The organism is Luteibacter sp. 22Crub2.1 (genome assembly GCF_900167995.1).
GTDB classification, from domain to species: Bacteria; Pseudomonadota; Gammaproteobacteria; order Xanthomonadales; family Rhodanobacteraceae; genus Luteibacter; species Luteibacter mycovicinus.
This window is the reverse complement of record NZ_FUYT01000001.1, coordinates 144927-165152: the sequence shown is the minus strand read 5'-3', so window position 1 is coordinate 165152 and position 20226 is coordinate 144927. Positions and strand designations below refer to the sequence as shown.

Annotated in this window: 20 protein-coding genes; 10 read left to right on the top strand and 10 right to left on the bottom strand. The window is 65.6% G+C overall.

Annotation, left to right across the window (positions count from 1 at the left end; all coding sequences use genetic code 11):
* The first annotated feature begins 53 nt into the window (after nt 1-53).
* The 3 genes from B5X73_RS00705 to B5X73_RS20845 all read left to right on the top strand — a co-directional run bounded on the left by B5X73_RS00705 (nt 54) and on the right by B5X73_RS20845 (nt 3825).
* The gene (locus B5X73_RS00705) at nt 54-2492 is read left to right on the top strand and encodes a DEAD/DEAH box helicase (RefSeq protein ID WP_079519947.1); all 2439 of its coding nucleotides are present in this window, start codon (nt 54-56) and stop codon (nt 2490-2492) included.
* The gene (locus tag B5X73_RS00700; protein WP_079519945.1) at nt 2489-3448 is read left to right on the top strand and encodes a ribonuclease H-like domain-containing protein; all 960 of its coding nucleotides are present in this window, start codon (nt 2489-2491) and stop codon (nt 3446-3448) included. Before B5X73_RS00705 ends, B5X73_RS00700 begins: the two co-directional genes overlap by 4 nt.
* A gap of 230 nt (nt 3449-3678) precedes the next feature.
* Entirely contained in the window at nt 3679-3825 is a 147-nt protein-coding gene (locus B5X73_RS20845; RefSeq protein WP_176167669.1) for a hypothetical protein, read from the top strand.
* Nucleotides 3826-3892: 67 nt separating this feature from the next.
* Here B5X73_RS20845 and B5X73_RS00695 read toward each other — a convergent pair whose 3' ends face one another.
* Nucleotides 3893-4477, bottom strand: coding sequence for an FMN-dependent NADH-azoreductase (locus B5X73_RS00695; RefSeq protein ID WP_079519943.1), 585 nt, complete (start codon nt 4475-4477; stop codon nt 3893-3895).
* A 122-nt stretch (nt 4478-4599) separates the two neighbouring features.
* On the opposite strand from B5X73_RS00695, the gene B5X73_RS00690 reads away from it, so the two are divergent.
* Genes B5X73_RS00690 through B5X73_RS00680 form a run of 3 tightly spaced genes read left to right on the top strand, consistent with a single transcriptional unit; the run spans nt 4600 to nt 7574 of the window.
* Entirely contained in the window at nt 4600-5628 is a 1029-nt protein-coding gene (locus B5X73_RS00690; RefSeq protein WP_079519941.1) for a LysR substrate-binding domain-containing protein, read from the top strand.
* Nucleotides 5629-5637: 9 nt separating this feature from the next.
* Nucleotides 5638-6783, top strand: coding sequence for a pyridoxal phosphate-dependent aminotransferase (locus B5X73_RS00685; RefSeq protein WP_079519939.1), 1146 nt, complete (start codon nt 5638-5640; stop codon nt 6781-6783).
* Nucleotides 6771-7574: an amidohydrolase gene (locus tag B5X73_RS00680; RefSeq protein ID WP_079519937.1), complete on the top strand. Its 804-nt coding sequence runs from the start codon at nt 6771-6773 to the stop codon at nt 7572-7574. The genes B5X73_RS00685 and B5X73_RS00680 overlap by 13 nt, the downstream gene beginning before the upstream one ends.
* Before the next feature lie 144 nt (nt 7575-7718).
* On the opposite strand, the gene B5X73_RS00675 is transcribed toward B5X73_RS00680, so the two are convergent.
* The 4 genes from B5X73_RS00675 to B5X73_RS00660 all read right to left on the bottom strand — a co-directional run bounded on the left by B5X73_RS00675 (nt 7719) and on the right by B5X73_RS00660 (nt 10909).
* Nucleotides 7719-8816, bottom strand: coding sequence for a C13 family peptidase (locus tag B5X73_RS00675; protein WP_079519935.1), 1098 nt, complete (start codon nt 8814-8816; stop codon nt 7719-7721).
* Nucleotides 8800-9483 (bottom strand): acireductone synthase, encoded by a 684-nt coding sequence (mtnC, locus tag B5X73_RS00670; RefSeq protein ID WP_079519933.1) that lies wholly within the window; start codon nt 9481-9483, stop codon nt 8800-8802. The genes B5X73_RS00675 and mtnC overlap by 17 nt, the downstream gene beginning before the upstream one ends.
* Nucleotides 9484-9692: 209 nt before the next feature.
* Nucleotides 9693-10268 (bottom strand): 1,2-dihydroxy-3-keto-5-methylthiopentene dioxygenase, encoded by a 576-nt coding sequence (locus B5X73_RS00665; RefSeq protein WP_079519931.1) that lies wholly within the window; start codon nt 10266-10268, stop codon nt 9693-9695.
* Nucleotides 10265-10909 carry a methylthioribulose 1-phosphate dehydratase gene (locus tag B5X73_RS00660; RefSeq protein ID WP_079520335.1) on the bottom strand — a complete coding sequence of 215 codons (645 nt, stop codon included), beginning with the start codon at nt 10907-10909 and terminating at the stop codon, nt 10265-10267. Before B5X73_RS00660 ends, B5X73_RS00665 begins: the two co-directional genes overlap by 4 nt.
* A gap of 187 nt (nt 10910-11096) precedes the next feature.
* Between B5X73_RS00660 and B5X73_RS00655 the strand changes: the two genes are divergently transcribed.
* Nucleotides 11097-11429: a high-potential iron-sulfur protein gene (locus B5X73_RS00655; protein WP_079519930.1), complete on the top strand. Its 333-nt coding sequence runs from the start codon at nt 11097-11099 to the stop codon at nt 11427-11429.
* Nucleotides 11430-11802: 373 nt separating this feature from the next.
* On the opposite strand, the gene B5X73_RS00650 is transcribed toward B5X73_RS00655, so the two are convergent.
* From B5X73_RS00650 to B5X73_RS00640, 3 genes are all read right to left on the bottom strand, one after another.
* Nucleotides 11803-13251, bottom strand: coding sequence for an amino acid permease (locus B5X73_RS00650; protein WP_079519929.1), 1449 nt, complete (start codon nt 13249-13251; stop codon nt 11803-11805).
* A 90-nt stretch (nt 13252-13341) separates the two neighbouring features.
* On the bottom strand, nt 13342-14832 hold the full coding sequence (locus tag B5X73_RS00645; RefSeq protein WP_079519927.1) for an amino acid permease: 1491 nt from the start codon (nt 14830-14832) through the stop codon (nt 13342-13344).
* A 217-nt stretch (nt 14833-15049) separates the two neighbouring features.
* Nucleotides 15050-16018 carry a hypothetical protein gene (locus tag B5X73_RS00640; RefSeq protein ID WP_079519925.1) on the bottom strand — a complete coding sequence of 323 codons (969 nt, stop codon included), beginning with the start codon at nt 16016-16018 and terminating at the stop codon, nt 15050-15052.
* Nucleotides 16019-16160: 142 nt separating this feature from the next.
* On the opposite strand from B5X73_RS00640, the gene B5X73_RS00635 reads away from it, so the two are divergent.
* A complete protein-coding gene (locus B5X73_RS00635) occupies nt 16161-16721 on the top strand; it encodes an NUDIX hydrolase (protein ID WP_052191261.1) in 561 nt (186 codons plus the stop codon).
* 9 nt (nt 16722-16730) lie between these two features.
* Here the strand turns inward: B5X73_RS00635 and B5X73_RS00630 are convergent, their stop codons facing one another.
* Nucleotides 16731-17255, bottom strand: coding sequence for a 3-hydroxyanthranilate 3,4-dioxygenase (locus B5X73_RS00630; RefSeq protein WP_079519923.1), 525 nt, complete (start codon nt 17253-17255; stop codon nt 16731-16733).
* Nucleotides 17256-17316: 61 nt separating this feature from the next.
* Between B5X73_RS00630 and B5X73_RS00625 the strand changes: the two genes are divergently transcribed.
* Nucleotides 17317-18642, top strand: a complete 1326-nt coding sequence (locus B5X73_RS00625; protein WP_343124633.1) for an NAD(P)/FAD-dependent oxidoreductase — start codon at nt 17317-17319, stop codon at nt 18640-18642.
* 1 nt (nt 18643) lies between these two features.
* The gene (locus tag B5X73_RS00620; protein ID WP_079519919.1) at nt 18644-18979 is read left to right on the top strand and encodes a tRNA-binding protein; all 336 of its coding nucleotides are present in this window, start codon (nt 18644-18646) and stop codon (nt 18977-18979) included.
* A 23-nt stretch (nt 18980-19002) separates the two neighbouring features.
* Here B5X73_RS00620 and B5X73_RS00615 read toward each other — a convergent pair whose 3' ends face one another.
* The gene (locus B5X73_RS00615) at nt 19003-20211 is read right to left on the bottom strand and encodes an acetyl-CoA C-acyltransferase (protein ID WP_043694133.1); all 1209 of its coding nucleotides are present in this window, start codon (nt 20209-20211) and stop codon (nt 19003-19005) included.
* Nucleotides 20212-20226: the final 15 nt, after the last annotated feature.

Genomic DNA, 20226 nt, shown 5'->3' with positions numbered 1-20226 from the left:
GGATATGAGATCGCGGAAAGCGATAAGAGGCGCCTCCCTGTCCGGATGCCCTCATGGCCGCCTACCTTCAATCCCGACGTACCGACGAAGCCGATTCGGTGCTCGCCACGAGCCACGATGGGCGTACGCTCGCCAGTCGCCTTACCGACAAGTACGGCGACCGGGTCGCCACGGCGTTCACCGTGTTCGGACGGGAGGGGAGTTTCGTCCCCTTGCCTGCCGACCTGCCCGACGGACTCTCGAGAGCACTCACCGTCCGGGGCATCGAACGCCTCTACAGCCACCAGCAGGAAGCCTGGGAGGCCGCGCGTGCCGGGCGTAACGTGCTCGTGGCCACGCCGACCGCATCGGGCAAGACGCTCTGCTACACCTTGCCGGTGATTTCCTCGGTTCTGGAGACCGGCGGCAAGGCGTTATATCTCTTCCCGACCAAGGCGCTGGCGCAGGACCAGGTCGCCGAACTGCTCGACATCAACCGGGCGGGCGACCTGGGCGTCAAGGCGTTTACCTTCGACGGCGACACGCCGGGCGACGCGAGGCAGGCCATCCGCCTGCATGGCGACGTAGTGGTCAGCAATCCCGACATGCTCCACCAGGCGATCCTCCCGCATCACACCAAGTGGGCGCAGTTTTTCGAGAATCTGCGTTACGTGGTGATCGATGAGATCCACACGTACCGGGGCGTGTTCGGCTCGCATCTGGCCAACGTGCTGCGCCGGCTGAAGCGGATCTGCGCCTTCTACGGTGTCACGCCGCAGTTCGTCCTCTGCTCGGCCACCATCGGCAACGCCACGGAGCACGCGCAGGCGCTGATCGAGGACGAGGTGGTCACCATCTCGTCCAGCGGTGCGCCCAGTGGTGACAAGCACGTGCTGCTCTGGAATCCGCCGGTGATCAATCCGGACCTGGGCCTGCGGGCGTCGGCGCGCTCGCAGACCAACCTGATCGCCCGCGTCGCCATCAAGGCGAAAATGAAAACGCTGGTGTTCGCCCAGTCACGCCTGATGGTCGAGGTGCTGACCAAGTATCTGAAGGACGTCTTCGATCACGACACCCGCAAGCCCGCCCGCATCCGCGCCTACCGGGGCGGCTATCTCCCGACCGAGCGGCGTGAAGTCGAGCGCGCGATGCGAGCCGGCGATGTGGATGGCATCGTGTCGACCTCCGCGCTCGAACTGGGTGTCGACATCGGCAGCCTCGACGCCGTCGTCCTCAACGGGTATCCGGGTTCCATCGCGGCGACCTGGCAGCGCTTCGGTCGTGCCGGGCGCCGCCAGCAGCCGTCTCTGGGCGTGCTCGTCGCGACCAGTGCGCCGCTGGACCAGTACCTCATGCGGCACCCGGCCTTCCTGACCGAAGCGACGCCCGAGCACGCACGCATCCAGCCGGACCAGCCGCTCATCCTGCTCGACCACATCCGTTGCGCCGCGTTCGAGCTGCCTTTTCTCGCCGGGGATACCTTCGGTCCCGATGACGCGGAGCCCTATCTCACGGTGCTCGCCGAGTCGGAGGTGCTGCATCGCGAGGGTGACCGCTGGGAATGGATCGCCGACTCCTACCCGGCGAACGCGGTGAGCCTGCGCTCGGTCGCGGACGGCAATTTCGTCGTCGTCGACCGGACGGAGGGTCGCCAGACGATCATTGCCGAGGTCGACTATTCCGCCGCCGCTCTGACGCTCTACGAGGGTGCGATCCACATGATCCAGTCGGTGCCCTACCAGGTCGAGAAGCTCGACTGGGAAGGGCGCAAGGCGTACTGCACGCGGACGAGGGTCGACTACTACACCGACGCCATCGACTACACCAAGCTCAAGGAGCTGGAGTGTTTCGACGGCAGCAAGGCGGGGCAGGGCAGCGCCCGTCACGGTGAGGTGCACGTGGTGCGCCGGGTATCGGGTTACAAGAAGATTCGTTACTACACGCACGAGAACATCGGCTACGGTCCGGTGAACCTGCCCGATCAGGAACTGCATTCCACCGCGGTGTGGTGGCAGTTGCCGCAGACGGTGCTGGACGAAGCGTTCCGTTCGCGTCAGCACGCCCTGGATGGATTTCTGGGTGCGGCGTATGCGTTGCATACCTCGGCCATCGTCGCGGTCATGGCGGAGGCGCGCGACCTGCAGAAAGCCGTCGGTTCAGGTGACGGTGGATGGTCCGCGCAGGTGGATTCCTCCGGTCGCGGGCAGATCCATGCGCCTGATGGAGGCATCGCGCTGCCGGACGCGCTCGAGCGGTTCCTGCCCACCGTCTATCTGTACGACAACTTTCCCGGCGGCGTCGGCCTCAGCGAGCCGTTGTTCCATCGCTCGTCGGAGCTGCTCCGGCATGCGCTGGCGACCGTTGAAGGCTGCGAGTGCAAAGCGGGCTGTCCCGCCTGTGTCGGACCCGTACTGGCGGCGGACGAAGCGCGTGGGGAAAACACGCCACGTGCGCTGACGGCTCGTGTGCTGAGGTTGCTGGGGGCGGATGCGCGGATCGGTGGCGATGCATGAGTGATCTGGCTGCGCGGCTGCGGGCGCTGAGGAAGCAGGCGGGCATTCGCGAATCCGGGCCATCGCCGACAGGATCGGCCCCCGCCAGAAGCCGCTCCGCCGCGGATGCTTCGTCCGGGCCATCGGGTCAGACGGCCCGCCGGGAGCCGACCCTGCCGGCGAAAGCACCTCGCCCCGGTATCGATCTGGCCGCGCTGCGCCGCATGGCCGGCGTACGCGAGCGCGTCAGCCAGCCGCGCGCTCCTTTACGCTCGTACACCCGTGACGTTCCCGGCGATGAGCTGTCCCCCGGCCTCCGTCTTCTCGAGCAGCGTTTCGCCTCGTCCGAACCGCCTGCCGAGTTCGACCTGACCTTCGCGCGTCTCGCCACGGCGCGACGCGAGCATCTGCTGCACTTCGACACGGAAACCACGGGCCTGGCCGGCGGAACGGGTACACGCGCTTTCATGATCGGCGCCGCCGACTGGCACGACGGCGCGCTGCGTGTGCGTCAGCTCTACATCACGACCATGGCCGCGGAGACGGCGATGCTGAAGGCGTTCTCCGAGTGGATCGATCCGCATACGGTACTCGTCAGCTACAACGGCAAGTCGTACGACGCACCCTTGCTCGCCACGCGTTACCGGCTTGCCCGCCTCGCGAATCCCTTGTCCGGCCTGACGCATGTCGACCTGCTGCACCCGATGCGACGGCGCTACCGGCAGGACTGGGAGAACTGCAAGATGCAGACGGCCGAGCGCCGGCTGTTGCGCATCGTCCGCGAAGACGACCTGCCGGGGTCTGAAGCACCGCGTGCGTGGCTCTCCTACCTGCGTGGGGGCGCATCGACGGACCTGGTCCGCGTCGCCGATCACAACCTGCAGGACGTACGCAGCCTCAGCGGCCTGCTGATCGAGGCGCATGGCTGGGCGGAGAAGGACGCATTGGCGGCTTCGCTGGCCGATTACAAAAAATAGACGCCGGGCCGCGCAGGCTCGATGACGATCAACCATGCGGTGAGGAGTTCGCGTCATGAACGAAGCCACGAAACCCTGCGATCACGCCGGCTGTAACTGCCATGTGCCGGTGTCCAGGGACTTCTGCAGCGAGAGTTGCCGCATGGCGTCCGAAAGCCAAATGGGAGGCGCCGGCTGCGAATGTGGGCACGCCGCGTGTCAGCAGCGCCACCGATCCGGAGGTACCGACAATGAGCAACGACAGTAAGCAACCGACACCCGGTTACCGCGAGGACAATCCGAAGCCATCGAACGGCACCCCCTCGGTTCCCGGCGAGGGGCATCCTAAAGAGTCGCAGAACATGCCCAACGACAAGCCCGGTAAGCAGGGCTCCTGACAGAAAGGCCGCGCATCCTGCGATGCGCGGCCTTTTTGTTACCCGGAAGCAAGGTACCGCGATGCTATCAGGCGGCCTTGCGCAGCAGGCCGCCGATGCCGGCCATCGCGCCGCCGATCGCCTGGGTCTTGTGATCGTCGCCCATGGCGATGCCTTCCGCGCGGACGAACTCGAGATCCGTCACGCCGAGGAAGCCGAACAACGCCTTCAGGTAAGGCTCCTGAAAATCCATGGCCGCCGCAGGGCTGCCAGGGCTGTAGATGCCGCCGCGCGAGGACGCCACGATGACTCGCTTGCCGCCGGCCAGGCCTTCGGGCCCCGTCGCCGTGTAACGGAAGGTCTTGCCGGCGACCGTGATGCGATCGATCCAGGCCTTGAGCGAGCTGCTGATGGAGAAGTTGTACATCGGCGCGCCGACGACCACGACGTCGGCGGCCAGGAACTCCTCCATCACCCTGGCGCCTTCGGCGGCCTGCGGATCGTTTTCGCCGGACGGCAAAGCCCAGTGCGGCAGCGGTTCGGCGTGGACGTCGCGATAGGTGACTTCGACACCGGGATGGTTGGCGACGAATTCGGCGACGATCGCCGCGGTCAGGCCGCGGGAGACCGAGTGGGCGCCCAGCGCGCTGGCATCGATATGCAGGAGTTTCATGGACAGATTCCTCGACAGGGGCCGCCGTGGCGGTATGCCGACAAGTTACCCTGCGCACAATGCCTTGATTAGTCGGCGTGAGGTAGACTGATTGTTCTAAACGAGAAACGACGGACTCCCCGATGGAAGGCGCGCTGCAGGACCTCAACGACCTCTATTTCTTCGCCTCGGTGGTGGAGCACGGGGGTTTTTCGGCGGCGGGGCGGGCCCTGGGTATCCCCAAGTCGCGCCTCAGCAAGCGGATCGCCCAGCTCGAAGACCGTCTGGGAGTCCGGCTGTTACAGCGCACCACGCGCCGCTTCGTCGTCACCGAGATCGGCGAACGCTTCTACCAGCACTGCCGCGCCGTCCTCGAAGAGGCCCGCGCCGCACAGGATGCGGTGGACGAACTGCGCACGGAACCCCGTGGCGTGGTCCGCGTCAGCTGCCCGATCTCCCTTGCCCAGAACGTACTGGGCCCGATGCTGCCGGCTTTTCTGCTCGAGCACCCCAAGGTCCAGGTCCGCGTTACCGCGACCAATCGCCGGGTCGACCTGATCGGTGAGGGCTTCGACGTGGCGATCCGCGTGCGCGAAAAGCTGGACAGCGACGCCACGCTGGTCCTTCGCAGCATCGGCTATGCGCGCAGCCTGCTCGTGGCGAGTCCGAAGTTTCTCGACAGCTACGGCCGGCCGAAGACGCTGGACGATCTCGCCCAGGTGCCGGCGCTGTCCATGTTCGAGCACGAGGGTGCGCAGGTGTGGGAGATGGTCGATGCCAGCGGCAAGAAGGCCGCTGTCGAAGTAAAGCCGCGTCTGGTCAGCGGCGATTTTTCGGTGCTGATCGCCGCCGCCGTCCAATGCTGCGGTGTGGCCTTGCTGCCCGAGGAGTATTGCGGGCCGCTGATCGCCAACGGTCAGCTGGAATGGGTGCTTCCGGATTACACCACCGCGCAGGGCACGTTGCACTTCGTCTACCCGAGCCGGCGTGGCCTGCTGCCGGCGATCCGCAGTTTCGTCGACTTCCTCGCCGAACGCCTGCCCAAGGCTCGCTCGGACTTCCATAAGGAATGCGAGACGGTGGCGGGCAATCCCGCCCAGGCAGGGGCGCTGCAGATGGCGCGCATGTTAGGATCGGATCATTCGGCGGCATTTGGCCGTCCAAACGAATAAGGGCGTTCAATGCAGCTCGAAACCAAGCTTCCCAAGGTCGGTACGACGATTTTCAGTGTCATGAGCCAGCTCGCGCTGGAACATAAGGCGGTGAATCTGGGGCAGGGTTTTCCCGATTTCGAGCCACCGGAGGCACTGCGCGACGCGGTCACGCGCGCCATGGCCGAGGGCAAAAATCAGTATGCGCCGGGCGTCGGTATCCCGAAGCTGCGCGAGCAGATCGCCCTGAAGACCGAGCGACTCTACGGCCACCGCGTCAGTCCCGATACGGAAGTCACGGTCACCTCCGGTGCCACCGAAGCGCTGTTCTCGGCCATCGCCGCCGTCGTGCGCGCCGGTGACGAGGTCATCGTCTTCGATCCGTGCTACGACAGCTACGAGCCGGCCATCGAACTGCAGGGCGCGACGGCGGTGCATATTCCGCTGACGTTGCCGTCCTTCGGTATCGACTGGCAGCGGGTTCGCGATGCGATCACGCCGAAGACGCGCATGATCCTGATCAATTCGCCGCATAACCCGTCGGGTGCGGTGCTCTCTCGCGCCGATCTCGACGAGCTCGCGTCCATCGTGCTCGACTCCGGCATCGTGGTGCTGTCCGATGAGGTCTACGAGCACATCGTGTTCGATGGCGCCGAGCATCAGAGCGTGCTGCGCCATGCGGAACTCGCCACGCGGAGCATCGTCGTGTCGTCGTTCGGCAAGACATATCACTGCACCGGCTGGAAGGTCGGCTATGCCATCGCGCCGAAGGCGCTGACCGCCGAGTTCCGCAAGGTGCACCAGTACCTGACCTTCTGCACCTTCAATCCGGCGCAGCAGGCGTTTGCGGAGTTCCTCGAGTCCACGCCTGAGCATTACCTCGAGCTTCCGGCCTTCTATCAGGCCAAGCGCGATCGTTTTCGCGAGTTGCTCGCACCGTCGCGACTGAAGCTGCTGGACGTGCCGGGCGGATACTTCCAGCTGGTCGATTACAGCGCGATCCGCGATCTCGACGACATTAATTTCAGTGAATGGCTCGTGCGCGAGGGCGGTGTCGCCGCCATTCCGCTGAGCCCGTTCTACGAAAGCGCCCCGGACACGCGGCTGGTCCGGCTGTGCTTCGCGAAGAACGACGCCACCATGGAAGCCGCCGCGGAGCTGCTGTGCAAACTCTGACCGTCACGCTTGTCCAGGGTGCGACCCGCTGGCACGACGCCGCGGCTAACCGCGAGTATTACGGCGCCCTGGTACGCGGCGCCGCGCGGAGCGACCTCTTCGTCCTGCCGGAAACCTTCCTGTCGGGCTTCACCAACGATACGCTCGGCAATGCCGAGACCATGGACGGCGCGAGCGTCGCGTGGATGCGCTCGCTGGCCGGCGAGGTGAATGCCACGGTCACCGGCAGTCTGGTGATCCGCGAAGGCGAGACGGTCTTCAACCGGCTGATCTGGGCGTCGCCTGACGGCTCGCTGGCTTACTACGACAAGCGACACCTGTTCCGCATGGCGGGCGAGCACACGCGCTACGGTGGCGGTAACGAGCGCCTGATCGTGGAACTCAAGGGGTGGCGTATTCTTCCGCAGGTCTGCTACGACCTGCGCTTTCCGGTGTGGCTGCGCAACGGTCGTCGTGAGGCAGCCGCGGGCGGCATGGATTACGACCTCGCGCTGTTCGTCGCGAACTGGCCGGCGCCGCGTCGTCAGCCGTGGCGCACCTTGCTGCGTGCACGGGCGATCGAGAACCTGGCCTACGTAATCGGCGTGAATCGCGTCGGTGTGGACGGTAACGACCATCCGTACGCCGGCGACAGCGCGATCATCGATCCGGTGGGCGAGCCATTGATCGAACTGGGGCCGCAGGAGCAGGTGGTCACCCTTGTGCTCGATCCAAAGCCGTTGCAGGCGCACCGCGAGCGGTTTCCTGCGTGGATGGACGCGGATCGGTTTTCTCTGGACGTGTCGGTCTGACTGGATGTAGGAGCGCGCTTTGCGCGCGATGGGGTTCGGCGTCGGCGCTTCGTTGGCTTTTCGCGCGCGGGGCGCGCTCCTACCGCGCGCGGGCGCGCTCCTACCGCGCGCGGGGCGCGCCCCGGCCGCGCGCGGGGCGCGCTCCTACCTTGCGCTGAACGGAACTACCGGCCCCGCCTTGAGGCCCTTCCGCCACGCTGCCAGCTTTTCTTCGATGCCCTCACCGACGTCGATCTGCGGCTCCGACGCCTCGAGCGAATCCTTTTTTTCCCACGCCGCGATCTCCGTCTTCGCCTTACCGAAGGCTTCCACGAAATCGCTGGTGGCATTCAGTCCGTCGGTGAGCCAGGCACGGCCGAAGTAGGTGATGTCCGAGTCGGCGCCGCAGCCGAACGAGGTGCGGTCGGTGCGCGCCGAGGTCATGACCAGGGTGCCTTCGCCGCGCAGCTTCGGGACGAAGCCGCCGGAGTAGCACGCGTTGACCACCACGACCTTCCAGCGGAACGGGTGCCTGGCGAAGATATCGGCAAGGTCGTCGACGTCGAGCTGATCCAGCGGAATCGGGTCCATATCCACGAGCAGGGAGTGGTCGCTGCCGCCGTGGGTCGCGACATAGAGCAGCAACACGTCTTCCTTCGGGTCCATCACCTTCGACAGACCGGTCAGGGCGGCCTCGAGGTTGGTCCAGCTGGCGAGTGGGTAGGTCGACAGCGTTGCCGGATTGTTCTCCAGCACCAGCGTATGCCCCGGGCTGGCGAACCGCGTCGTCATCAGGCGATCCAGGTATTCGGCCTCGTTGCGGAACACGTCCTCGGAGCCGTCGCCCGCGAAAGCGATGGCGTAGACGTTGGTCTTCCCCGGTCGACGCTTCGCCAGCCTGGCCAGCGATGCCCTGACCCGATCGGGCTGTGCGGAGAAAACCTGCTCTGGCGTGGGAGCATCGTCTGGCCATGCGCTCGCGTCGAGCTCGACGGGCTGATCGTCGTCGGTATCGTCGTTCGCTGTCGCTGTCGCTGTCGCTGTCGCTGTCGCAGGAGCGGACGTGCTTGCCGGCCTGGCCGGCCCGGCGGTCGTCGCAACGGGCGCCGGCGCAACCCCGCGCGCGGAGACAGCGGCGACGGGTCGCGTCGTCACGGGAGCAGGCCCGAAACGAAGGACGCCTACGGTCCCCAGCACGCCGACCGCGAACGCGGCCAGCACGCAGATCGCCGTGCGTCGGCGCGGATCAAGGAATGATGGCATCGAAATCCGTCACGGCGGGGTGGCCGGCGTCCACCAGCGGAAGCGGCGGACGGATGAGGTGGGTGGTGCGCATGCCGGCATCGCGGGCGGCGTCGAGTTCTTCGCGGATGTCGGAAAGGAACAGAACCTGCGCAGGTTCCAGGCCGATCGCTTCGGCGATCTTCCGGTACGACTCCGTGTCACGCTTGTGACCCGTCTGCGTATCGAAGTAGCCGGAGAAGAGCGGAGTGAGATCGCCGTTTTCCGTGAACCCGAACAGAAGCTTCTGCGCGGGCACCGAACCTGACGAATACACGTAGAGCGAGAGCCCCTGCTGATGCCAGGCCCGCAGGCGTGCCGCCACTTCGGGATACATGTGGGAGGTGTAAACACCCGACTCGTAACCTTCACGCCAGATCATGCCCTGCAGCGCCTTCAGGGCCGTGGACTTGCGGTCTTCGTCGATCCAGCGAATCAGCAGGTCGATGATCTCACCCCGTGTCGCCTCGACGATGCCGGCCTCTTTGGCGGCTTCGTGCAGCCAGTGCTGTACCTCGGGTTCGTCCGTATGCGTTTCCACGTAGGCCGGCAGGTGCTGACGGGCATACGGGAACAGCACGTCCTTGACGAAGTCGATCGAGCTGGTGGTGCCTTCGATGTCGGTGAGGACGGCGCGGATATCGGACATGCGGGGGAAGCCTGCGGTGCGGGGAGACCATGCAGGATAAACGACGACCAGGGCCGGCGGAATGGCCGGGCGTCACGGGAGGTCGCGGAACGTGAACAGGCTTGCCGGCTAAGGCGGGGTATCCGTCCCCGGCCACCACCTCGCGGAGGTCATCCGCGAGGTGGTGAGAGCCGTCGTGCGCCCCGGCCGAAGCCTGGCGCGGGCAGGACTCAGGCTTCGCTGGTCTGCCCGGCGGACGCGTGCGGGTTCATGCGCGGGAAGCGCTCCGCGATATCCGTTCCGGTGAAGTTCGCCACCCAGCCCTCGGTGTTGGTGAACAGGCGAATAGCCACGAAGTAGGGCGACTCGCTCATGTCGAACCAGTGAGGCGTGCCATCCGGTACGCCGATCAGGTCGCCCTTTTCGCAAAGCACCTCGTAGACCTTGCCGTCGAGATGCAGCGTGAACTGACCGGCACCCGCGACGAAGAAGCGTACTTCGTCCTCGCTGTGCGTGTGCTCGTTGAGGAACTTCTGGCGGAACGCGGCACGATCGGGGTGATCGGGCTTGAGGCTGATAACGTCGACCGACCGATAGCCGTTCTCCGCCATCAGCCGGTCGATGTCGGCGCGGTAGGCGGCAATGACTTCGTCCTGCGTCGCACCCGGGGCGATCGGCTGGCCTGCTTCCCACTGCTCGAAGCGCACGCCTACCGCATGGAGCGCCGCGGCGATGTCGGCATGATTCTCGAGCACCGCGACCGGCGCTTCGTGCTTGTTGTCTTCGTAGATGCGCAAACGGCTCATCGGGTTAGCCTCCTCAGATCGAGTTCGCAGCCCAGCAGAAATTCGAGTGCCTCGAGGTGACGGCGCGTCTCGGCCATGTCCCGGCCCCACGTGTAGATGCCATGCCCGTTGATCAGGTAGGCATGCAACGGCTTGCCGGAGTCGATCCAGGCGTCCACACGGGCTTCGAGTTCGGGCATGTGCTGGGTATTGGGGAAAACGGGGATGTCGAGCACGCTTTCATGCGTGGTGTAGCCCGTGATGGCCTTCTGCAGCTCCCAGCCTTCGAGGCGCACACGGCCCTCGTCGGCAAACAGGCGCGAGCAGACGCTCTGCGTTCGCGAATGCGTGTGCAGCACGACGTTGGCTTCAGGGAAACGGCGATACACCTGGGTATGCAGTCCGGTCTCCGCGGAGGGGCGGTTGTCCGAGCCGACGGCCTTGCCATCCATGTCGACGACCATGATGTCGTCGCGCCCCAGCCGACCCTTGTCGCGGCCGGAAATCGTTATGGCGGCGAGCTCGTCGTCGATCCGCATCGAGAAGTTGCTGCTGGTCGCCGGGGTCCAGCCGAAGGCCGCAAGCTCGCGTGCCGCGTCGGCGATGGCGTCGGCGCGCTCGGCGAGCAGGACGGGATCGAGGTGGGACAGGGTCTTCGACATGGGGATTTGGACGTCCAAACGGGTATGAAGTGTATCACGCACGCCGAGGCGGACTTTTTTTCCGGTCTGCTGCGACCAGACGTCGCGGAGCGGAATGCGAACCACTGCTATTTTGGCAAATCGCGTACGCTTCAACTGGGTGCGAGCCATCTGGCCCGCGGTTTGCTTTATCGACGGAGGTTAACCAATGTCGCAAGACGATAAGAACATGGAGGGGCGCCGCCGCTTCCTCAAGGCCGCCGCTGGCGGCGTGGCCGCCGCGGCGGTCCTCGGGACGGTGCCGCGTTTCGCGAACGCGCAGGACCTGCCGCACCTCGCCACGAGCGACCCGACGGCGTCGGCGCTGAAATACGTCGAGGACGGCAGCAAGGCCGTTGGCAAGAAGGATCCGAAGGACGCCTGCATGAACTGCAACTTCTACAGCGGCAAGGCCGGCGCCGCATGGGGCCCATGCCAGCTGTTCCCCGGCAAGGCCGTGGCCGCCAAGGGCTGGTGCGTATCGCACGCCGCGATGATGTGATGCCGGCCTGACGGTGGAAAAGGGAAAAGCGCCTTCGGGCGCTTTTTTTGTAGTGGACGCGACGAACCGCTTCGCCGGGCTCAGCCAAAGAAAAAGGCCAGCTCCGCAGCCGGCCTTTCCAGCCCATGACATCATGGGAATCGCAAAAATGCAGCCCAAGCGCGTCAGGCCGAGGAGCTGACCCGCCTGACGCGCTGGGCGGCAATCCGGGGCCCACTGCCAAGTGATTTACCCGCGGACTGAGGATCATACTCCCCTCCCGCCGCAGGCTGCCAATGGCAGTTAAATGACGGGCGAATTTCTGCCTATCTCGTCGCAAAACAAGGTCTTATAACGAAAACCTAATACTTTCTGTAAGATTTTCGTTAGCGGCTTACATGCGCGCCGGACCGTGCTTGAGCCGGCTGTGGCGATACCCGTAGGCGCCATAGATGGCCATGCCGATCACAGTCCATGCGCCCATCAGCGCCCAGTTGTACCAGCTCATGTAGAACAGCAGCGCGATACAGCTCGCGATGCCGGCGAGGCAGGTGAACCAGACCCAGGGCACACGGAAAGTGCGCGGGAGCTCCGGTGCGGTGAGACGCAGGATCAGGACGCCGCCACACACGGCACAGAAGGCGATGAGCGTGCCCATCGAGGTCAGGTCGCCGAGGACGTTCAGTGGGAACACGGCGGCGAGCAGCGCGATACCGACGCCCGTGATCACCGTGTTGAGGTGCGGCGTGCGGTACTTCGGGTGCACGGTGGTGAACACCTTCGGCAGCAGCCCGTCGCGACCCATGATCATGAAGATGCGTGGCTGGGCGATGACCATGACCAGCACCACCGAGGACAAGCCGATGAGGGCGCCCACCTCGACCACGCCGCGCAGCCAGCCGAGCTCCGGATGGTTGCGGATGGCCGTGACGACCGGCTCGGACGTACCGAGCTCGGTAAACGGGACGAGTCCGGTGAGCACGGCGGCCATCGCGATGTACAGCACTGTGCAGATGCCGAGCGAGGCCAGGGTGCTGATAGGCATGTCGCGCTGCGGGTTCCTGGATTCCTGCGCCGCCGTCGAGGTCGCCTCGAAGCCGATGTAGGCGAAGAACACCATCGAGGCGCCACGCAGGATGCCGGACCAGCCGTACTTGTTCTCTCCCTGGTTCTCAGGGATGAACGGGTGCCAGTTGGCGGTATCGATGTGCTGTGCGCCGACCACGATCACGGTAATGATCAGGGCGGTCTTCAGCAGCACCATCGCCATATTGATGCCGGCGGATTCGCGGATGCCGACGTAGCAGAGCCAGGTCAGCGCCAGCACGATGCCCACGGCCGGAAGATTGAACAGGGCGCCGGTGGTGACCAGATGGCCATCGACGTAATCGAGCGGTGCGTTGGTCAGGGCGGTCGGGATGTGAATGCCGACATGGTCGAGCAAGCTGACGAAATAGCCCGTCCAGCTGACGGCGACGGCGGACGCCGAGACGCCGTATTCGAGGACGAGGTTCCAGCCGATGAACCAGGCGGCACCTTCGCCGAGGGTGGCGTACGCGTAGGAGTACGCACTGCCGGAAACGGGAATCATCGAGGCGAACTCGGCATAGCACAGCGCGGTGAACGTGCTGCAGATGGCCGCGAGGATGAAGGAGATGATGATCGCCGGACCTGCGTGCTCCGCCGCGGCGACGCCGGTAATGACGAAGATGCCGCCGCCGATGACCGCGCCGATGCCCAGCGCGGTCAAACCCCAGGGGCCAAGGGTGCGGCGCAGGGCGGGGCCGTGCGCGTCGTCGGGTTCAGCCTGGGGGGCTTTCTTGGCGAGTAACTGCTTGAGCATGGGCGGCCCGGAAAGAAAAGACGTTGAGAGAATAGCCGCAAACGGAAAGGCCGGCGGGAGCCCGCCGGCCTTGTCACGTGAGCGTGTCGATCAGGAGAGCGACTTGCGCAACTTGCTGTGTGCGTAACCGTAGCCGAAGTAGATCAGCTGGCCGATGACGATCCAGCCGCACATCAGCCGCCAGTGTTCTTCAAATGCCTGCCAGAACAGGTAGACGCAAGCCAGGGCGCCGATGATGCAGATCGGCCAGACGAACGGAACGCGGAAGCTGCGCTTCAGCTCCGGACGGGTGTAGCGCAGGATCAGCACGCCGATGCAGACGGTGGCGAAGGCGAGCAGGGTACCCATGGAGACGAGCTCACCGAGCACGCTGACGGGGAACAGGCCGGCCATGGCGGCCGCGGCGACGCCCACGATGATCGTACCGATGTACGGCGTGCGGAACTTCGGGTGCACCTTGGCCATGGTCTGCGGAAGCAGGCCGTCTTTCGCCATCGAGAAGAAGATGCGCGGCAGGCCCATGAGCATCACGAGGATGACCGACGACAGGCCGGTGATCGCACCGAGGATGACCAGCGCTTTCAGCCAGGACAGATGCGGATACAGACCAAGCGCGGTGGCGACCGGCTCCGGCGTGTTGAGCATGCGGAACGGGGCGATACCGGTCAGGACCAGCGCGACGGCGATGTACAGCACCGTGCAGATGGCGAGCGAGCCGAGAATGCCGATGGGCATGTCGCGCTGCGGGTTCTTCGCTTCGCCGGCGGCGGTGGAGACCGCATCGAAGCCGACGTAGGAGAAGAACACGATGGTCGCGGCGCGGAAGATGCCGCCCCAGCCGTAGGTACCCGGGCCTTCCGCTTCCGGGATGAACGGATGCCAGTTGGCCGGGTTGATCACCTGGATGGCGAAAGCGAGGAACAGCAGGATCACGGTGACCTTGATCGCCACGATGATCGAGTTGACGAAGGCCGACTGCGTGATACCGACGTAGCACAGGCCCGACAGCGCGGCGATGATGCAGACGGCGGGGAGGTTGACCAGGGTGCCGGTCGCCTGGATGTGCCCCTCGACGAACTGGTACGGCGCCGACGCGAGCGCGGCGGGCAGGGCGAGATTGCTGCCGGTGAACTGGCCGACCATGCCGAGCAGTTCGTTGAAATAGCCTGACCAGCCCGCGGCGACCGTCGCGGCGGCGAACAGGTATTCGAGGACGAGATTCCAGCCAACGAACCAGGCGACGTACTCGCCGAGCGTGGCGTAGGAATAGGAGTAGGCGCTGCCCGAGACCGGGAGCATGGCCGCGAATTCGGCGTAGCAGAGACCTGCGAGGGCGCAGGCGAAACCGGCGATAAGGAAGCTGATGACCAGTGCGGGACCCGCGTGAAGCGCGGCGGCCTGGCCGGTGATGACGAAAATACCTGCACCGATGACGGCGCCGACACCGAGAAGGATGAGGTGCTTCGCGGTGAGTACGCGCTTCAGCTCGTTATTTCCGTGGGCGCTGGTGCTGATGTGCTCACCGGCGTCTACGTGCGGCGCGGCCTCGATCGGATGCGTCGCGAACAGGTGTTTCAACATGTGTCTCCCCTACTACCGGAATGTAGCCTTTTATTATTGGGACCGCCGCGTGACTCACGGTGGACACGCCGCTGTCTTAAAGCGCTGGCACGGCACCATAGCCCAGCGGGCATTGGCCGTACAAGCTGCGATGCGGGGCGTGCCAAGGCCCTGCACGGACAGGGTGCGGATGTCGAGCATGACTTACGGCGGTTGTGCATGGCGCGGTGCTGCTTTCTCAGAAAACCATGTTCAGCGCGGCCTGCGGTGCCACGTAGTCGCCGGCGTTGCGGCCCGCGACGGTGAACTGGACGCCCGCGATGAGCCCCACCGTGGGGCTGAAGTGGTACTCCACCGCCGGGGCAAGGCTGATGTCATGGGATGCTACGACACGGTGGCGGGTCGTCTGCCCGTGGTGCGACCGACCGCTGACGGACACCGCACTCGCGCGGTTCCAGATCGCTTCGCCGACCAGGCCCCAGCGCGTGTCGAGGACATATTCAGCGGCAAGGGTCGCGTTCCAGGCCTGCCCGACGCGTGCCCGGCCGCGAAATCCTTCGGCGGTGCCATAAACGCTGCTGTCGTGTACCTTGACGTGCCCCGGCGACGGGCTCCAGGCGAGTTGCCCGCGCCAGCGCAGGGCGTGCTGGTTCGCCAGCCAGTGCAGCTGCTGCGCGCCGAGGCTCAGCGTGGTTCGCGCGGCGCCGTTGCCTGTGGCATTCAGCGGATTGGTGTCCAGCCGCTGGTATGTGCCGGTGACGAAGCGCTGCGCCACCGCCAGGGCCAGCACCAGGCCGGTGCCGTCGGCGGCGGGAGCGATGAGGCGCTGTTGCACGCGCAGTACGGAGTCGCCCATGCGAAGACCGTCGGTATGCCGTCCGCCGCCGGACGTGCGTGAGGCGTTCAGTGTGAGCTGGACCGCGCTGCTGTCGGTCAGGGCGTACGTCATGGGTACGGCGACCTGCCATTGGCGGTACATCGGATGCTGCTCGCGGCGGTGGCCCGTGTTGTCGTAGCTGCCACGCGTATTCGTATGGATGAGGTAAGGCTCGATGTTGAGCATTCCCATCGGCATCGTGTTGACGGCGGGCGTCACGAGCGGGCCGGTGAAGCGGGGCGATTCCTGCTCCGAAGACGCCTGTGCGGCGAAGGCTGCGGGTATCGTCAGGGCGAGAACGAGGGCGGTGACGTTGGGGATGTAGCGCATGCTGCGATTCCTTGCTGGGCTGAACTGCCATGCGCGTCGTGCGCATGGACCCATCCTAGGCGGCCACGCCCGGTGAAAAACATCGGATTAGTCCTAAAATGTCGTGCGAGAATGCTCAGCCCGACGTCACAGAAGCGCCCGCATGCACGCCGAACGCCACGCCTTGCTCGATGCATTTCGTCACTATGGCGAGCGATGGCCGGCCGAACCGGATGTGGAGCGATGTGTCGCCTGGTTGCGCGACAGCGAGCAGCCGTTCCATCGCGAAACGCTGGCTGGCCACTTCACCGGCTCCGCATGGCTGGTCAGCGGCGACGGCGAGCGCGTTCTGCTCATGCTGCATCGCAAGCTCGGCCGCTGGCTTCAGCCGGGCGGTCATGCCGATGGCGATCCCGACCTGGCCGAGGTCGCCCTTCGCGAAGCGCGGGAAGAGACCGGACTGCGGGATCTCGAGGTTCATCCCGTCATCTTCGACGTCGATACCCATCGCATCCCCGCACGGGGACACGAGCCGGAGCACTGGCACCATGACGTGCGTTACGTGGTGGTCGCGCGCGGCGACGAGACGTTCGTCGTCAACGAGGAAGCACTCGCGCTGGCGTGGCGTCCGGTCGCCGATATCGCGGCGGATCCGGAAGCGGATGTGTCCTTGCGACGCATGGCGGCGAAGTGGCTCGTCATGCGCGATACGCTGATGTCGTAGCGCGGTGCCTCAGTCCTGGTATCTTGCCGGCGCCGGATGCAGGGTGCCGCACTCGGTGCACGTGCGCGCCTCGACCGACCGGTAGAAGCGCTCGAAGACGGGCGGGAAGTCGTTCTCGATGCTGTCCAGCGGGAAATAGGTCTCGAACAGCTTGTGGTTGCAGTTTTCGCAGAACCACATCAATCCGTCCCGTTCACCCGCCAGCCGTCGCCGCTCGACGACGAGGCCTACCGAATTGGCCATGCGTTGCGGTGAATGCGGGACTCGGGCGGGCAGGTAGAAGACCTCACCGGCACGGATCGGTATGTCCCGTGCCCGACCTTCGTCCTGCACCTTCAGGACCATCTCGCCTTCGAGCTGGTAGAAGAACTCCGGGCCCTCGTCGTAGTGATAATCGGTGCGCGCGTTCGGGCCACCGACGATCATGATGATGAAATCGCCATCGACGATGCATTTGTTGCCGACAGGCGGCTTGAGCAGCGCGCGGTTGTCGTCGATCCATCGCTGAAGGTCGATCGGGGGGAGCAGACTCATGGCCGGGCGTCGTATGAGAAGTCACCGGATCATACTCCGGTGTCTTCGGGTACTTCCCGTCGTGGCCCGCACTGTCGTACAACTGCGCTCTTTCATCACCGGATCGCCACCCATGCCGTCGTGGTACCACGACCGGGTCCCCACACCCGAACGCCGGCCGCCGCCGCAAGGCAGGCGCGAGGCGGCCGTCGTGGTCGTTGGCGGCGGCTTCGCCGGGCTGAATACCGTCCTCGGTCTCGCCGCACGGGGCGTGCGCGACATCGTGCTGCTCGATGCCGAGACCATCGGCTTCGGCGCGTCCGGCCGCAACGGCGGCTTCGTCTTCGCCGGTTACTCACTGGGTGAGCGCGCGCTGCTGGAACGTGCCGGCCCCGGCCGTGCAAGACAGCTCTACGGCCGCACGGTGGATGCCGTGAACCTCATTCGCGAGCGCATCTCCACCCTCGCCATCGACTGCGACATGGTCGACGCCGGGGTGGTCTGGGCGAACTGGTTCCGCGATGCCGGGCTGCTGCGTTCGCGCCAGGAACTGCTCGCGCGGGAGTACGGGGCCGACTGGCAGTGGATCCCCGCGAACGCCATGCACGAGTTCGTTCGCAGCGCTCGCTATCACGATGGTCTGTACGAGCGGAACGCCCTGCACATCGACCCGCTGGCGTATGCGCGCGGGCTGGCGCGCTCCGCCGAGAGCGCAGGAGTCCTCATCCACGAGGGATCGCGGGTGCGCATGCTCGAGCGTCGCGGACCACGCTGGACGCTGCGCGTGGGCGATGCGGAAATCGAAACGCCGAACGTCGTCCTGGCCTGCGGCGGCTATCTGGCCGGGCTGGATCGCGACATAGACCGCGCCGTGCTTCCCATTGCGACGTATGTGATGGTGACGGAGCCGCTGGGCGAAAGCCTGGGTGCGTGCCTGCGGACGCGCGCGGCGATCTACGACACACGCTTCGCCTTCGATTATTACCGTCCCCTGACGGACACGCGGCTGCTCTGGGGCGGTCGCATCTCGGTGCGCGACCGGTCGCCGCGCGCCGTGCAGCGATTGCTCAGGCGCGATCTGGCACGCGTCTTCCCGTCCCTGAAAGATGCGCGGATCGAGAAAGCCTGGTCGGGCCTGATGAGCTATGCACGCCATGAGATGCCCCAGGTCGGCACTCACGGCAACGGACTCTGGTACGCACAGGCATTCGGAGGCCATGGGCTGGCACCAACCTGCGCGGCGGGCGAAGCGCTGGCCGATGCGATCGCCGGCGGAGACACGTCCCTCGCGGCCTACGCGGACTTCGGTCTCGATCCCGTGCATCGCCCGTTCGGTTATCTTGCGGCTCAGGGGACGTACTGGAATCACGAATTCCGCGACTGGTTCAAGTCGCGACTGGAAGGGTGACATGAGCGAGGAAATCAGCTGGGCCGACTTCGAAAAAGTCATGCTTGTCGCAGGCACCATCGTGCGCGCGGAGGCCTTTCCCGAGGCTCGGCGCCCGGCCTACAAGATCTGGGCGGACTTCGGTCCGCACGGCGAACGAAAGACCAGTGCGCAGGTCGCCACGATCTATGCGGCCGAGGAGCTGGTGGGCAAGCAGATCGTCGGGGTGATCAATTTCCCCGAGAAGCAGATCGGGCCGTTCCGGTCACAGTTCCTGTTGACCGGATTTCATACCGATGAGGGTGTGGTGATCACGACGACGGAGCGGGCGGTGCCGAACGGGGCCAGGCTGGCCTGATCCCCGCCGGACACCGGCTCACCTCACAGCGATTCGAAGATGCCGGCGGCACCCATGCCCGTGCCGATGCACATCGTCACCATGCCGTATTTCTGTTTCCGGCGGCGCAGGCCGTGGATCAGCGTGGCGGCGCGGATGGCGCCGGTAGCGCCCAGCGGGTGGCCCAGCGCGATGGCGCCGCCCAGCGGATTGACCTTCGACGGATCGAGGCCGAGATCGCGGATGACCGCGAGCGCCTGCGCCGCGAAGGCCTCGTTCAGTTCGATCCAGTCGAGCTGATCCTGGGTGATGCCGGTCTGCTTGAGTGCCTTGGGAATCGCTTCCTTCGGGCCGATGCCCATGACTTCGGGCGCCACACCGGCGACGGAGAAGCCGACGAAGCGCGCAAGCGGAGTCAGACCGTGGTCCTTGATCGCCTTCTCGCTGGCGATGAGCAGGGCGCCGGCACCGTCGGACATCTGCGAGGAGTTGCCCGCGGTGACCGAGCCGCCGAACTGGCCGTTGCGGAACACCGGACGCAGCTTGCCGAGGACCTCCAGCGTCGTGTCCTTGCGCGGACCTTCGTCGGTGTCGATGACGCGACGGTCTTCGCGAACGCTGTGGTTCTTCAGGTCGGGGTAGCGGTCGTCGAGCTGAAACGGGGTGATCTCGTCCCTGAACTCACCGGCGGCGATCGCCGCGAAGGCACGCTCGTGCGACTGCAGGGCGAAGCGGTCCTGATCCTCGCGGCTGACCTTCCAGCGCTCGGCGACCTTCTCGGCCGTGATGCCCATACCGAACGCGATGGCGCGGTTTTCGTCGTTGTCGAAGATCGCCGGATTCATGGCGATCTTGTTGCCCATCATCGGCACCATGCTCATCGACTCGGTACCGCCGGCGAGCATCAGGTCGGCCTCACCCAGGCGGATGCGGTCGGCCGCCATCGCGATGGCCTGCACGCCGGACGAGCAGAAGCGGTTGATGGTGACGCCCGGGACCTGCTCCGGCAGGCCGGCCAGCAGCACGCCGATGCGTGCGACGTTCATGCCTTGCTCGGCTTCCGGCATCGCGTTGCCGATGACGGCGTCGGCGATCAGGGCGGGGTCGATGCCCGGGGCCTGCTCGATGACGGCGCGGATGACATGCGCGAGCAGGTCATCGGGGCGGGTATTGCGGAACACGCCGCGCGGCGCCTTGCCCACCGGGGTGCGGGTGGCGGCGACGATGTACGCGTCTTGCACTTGCTTGCTCATGGTTGGTTCCTTTAA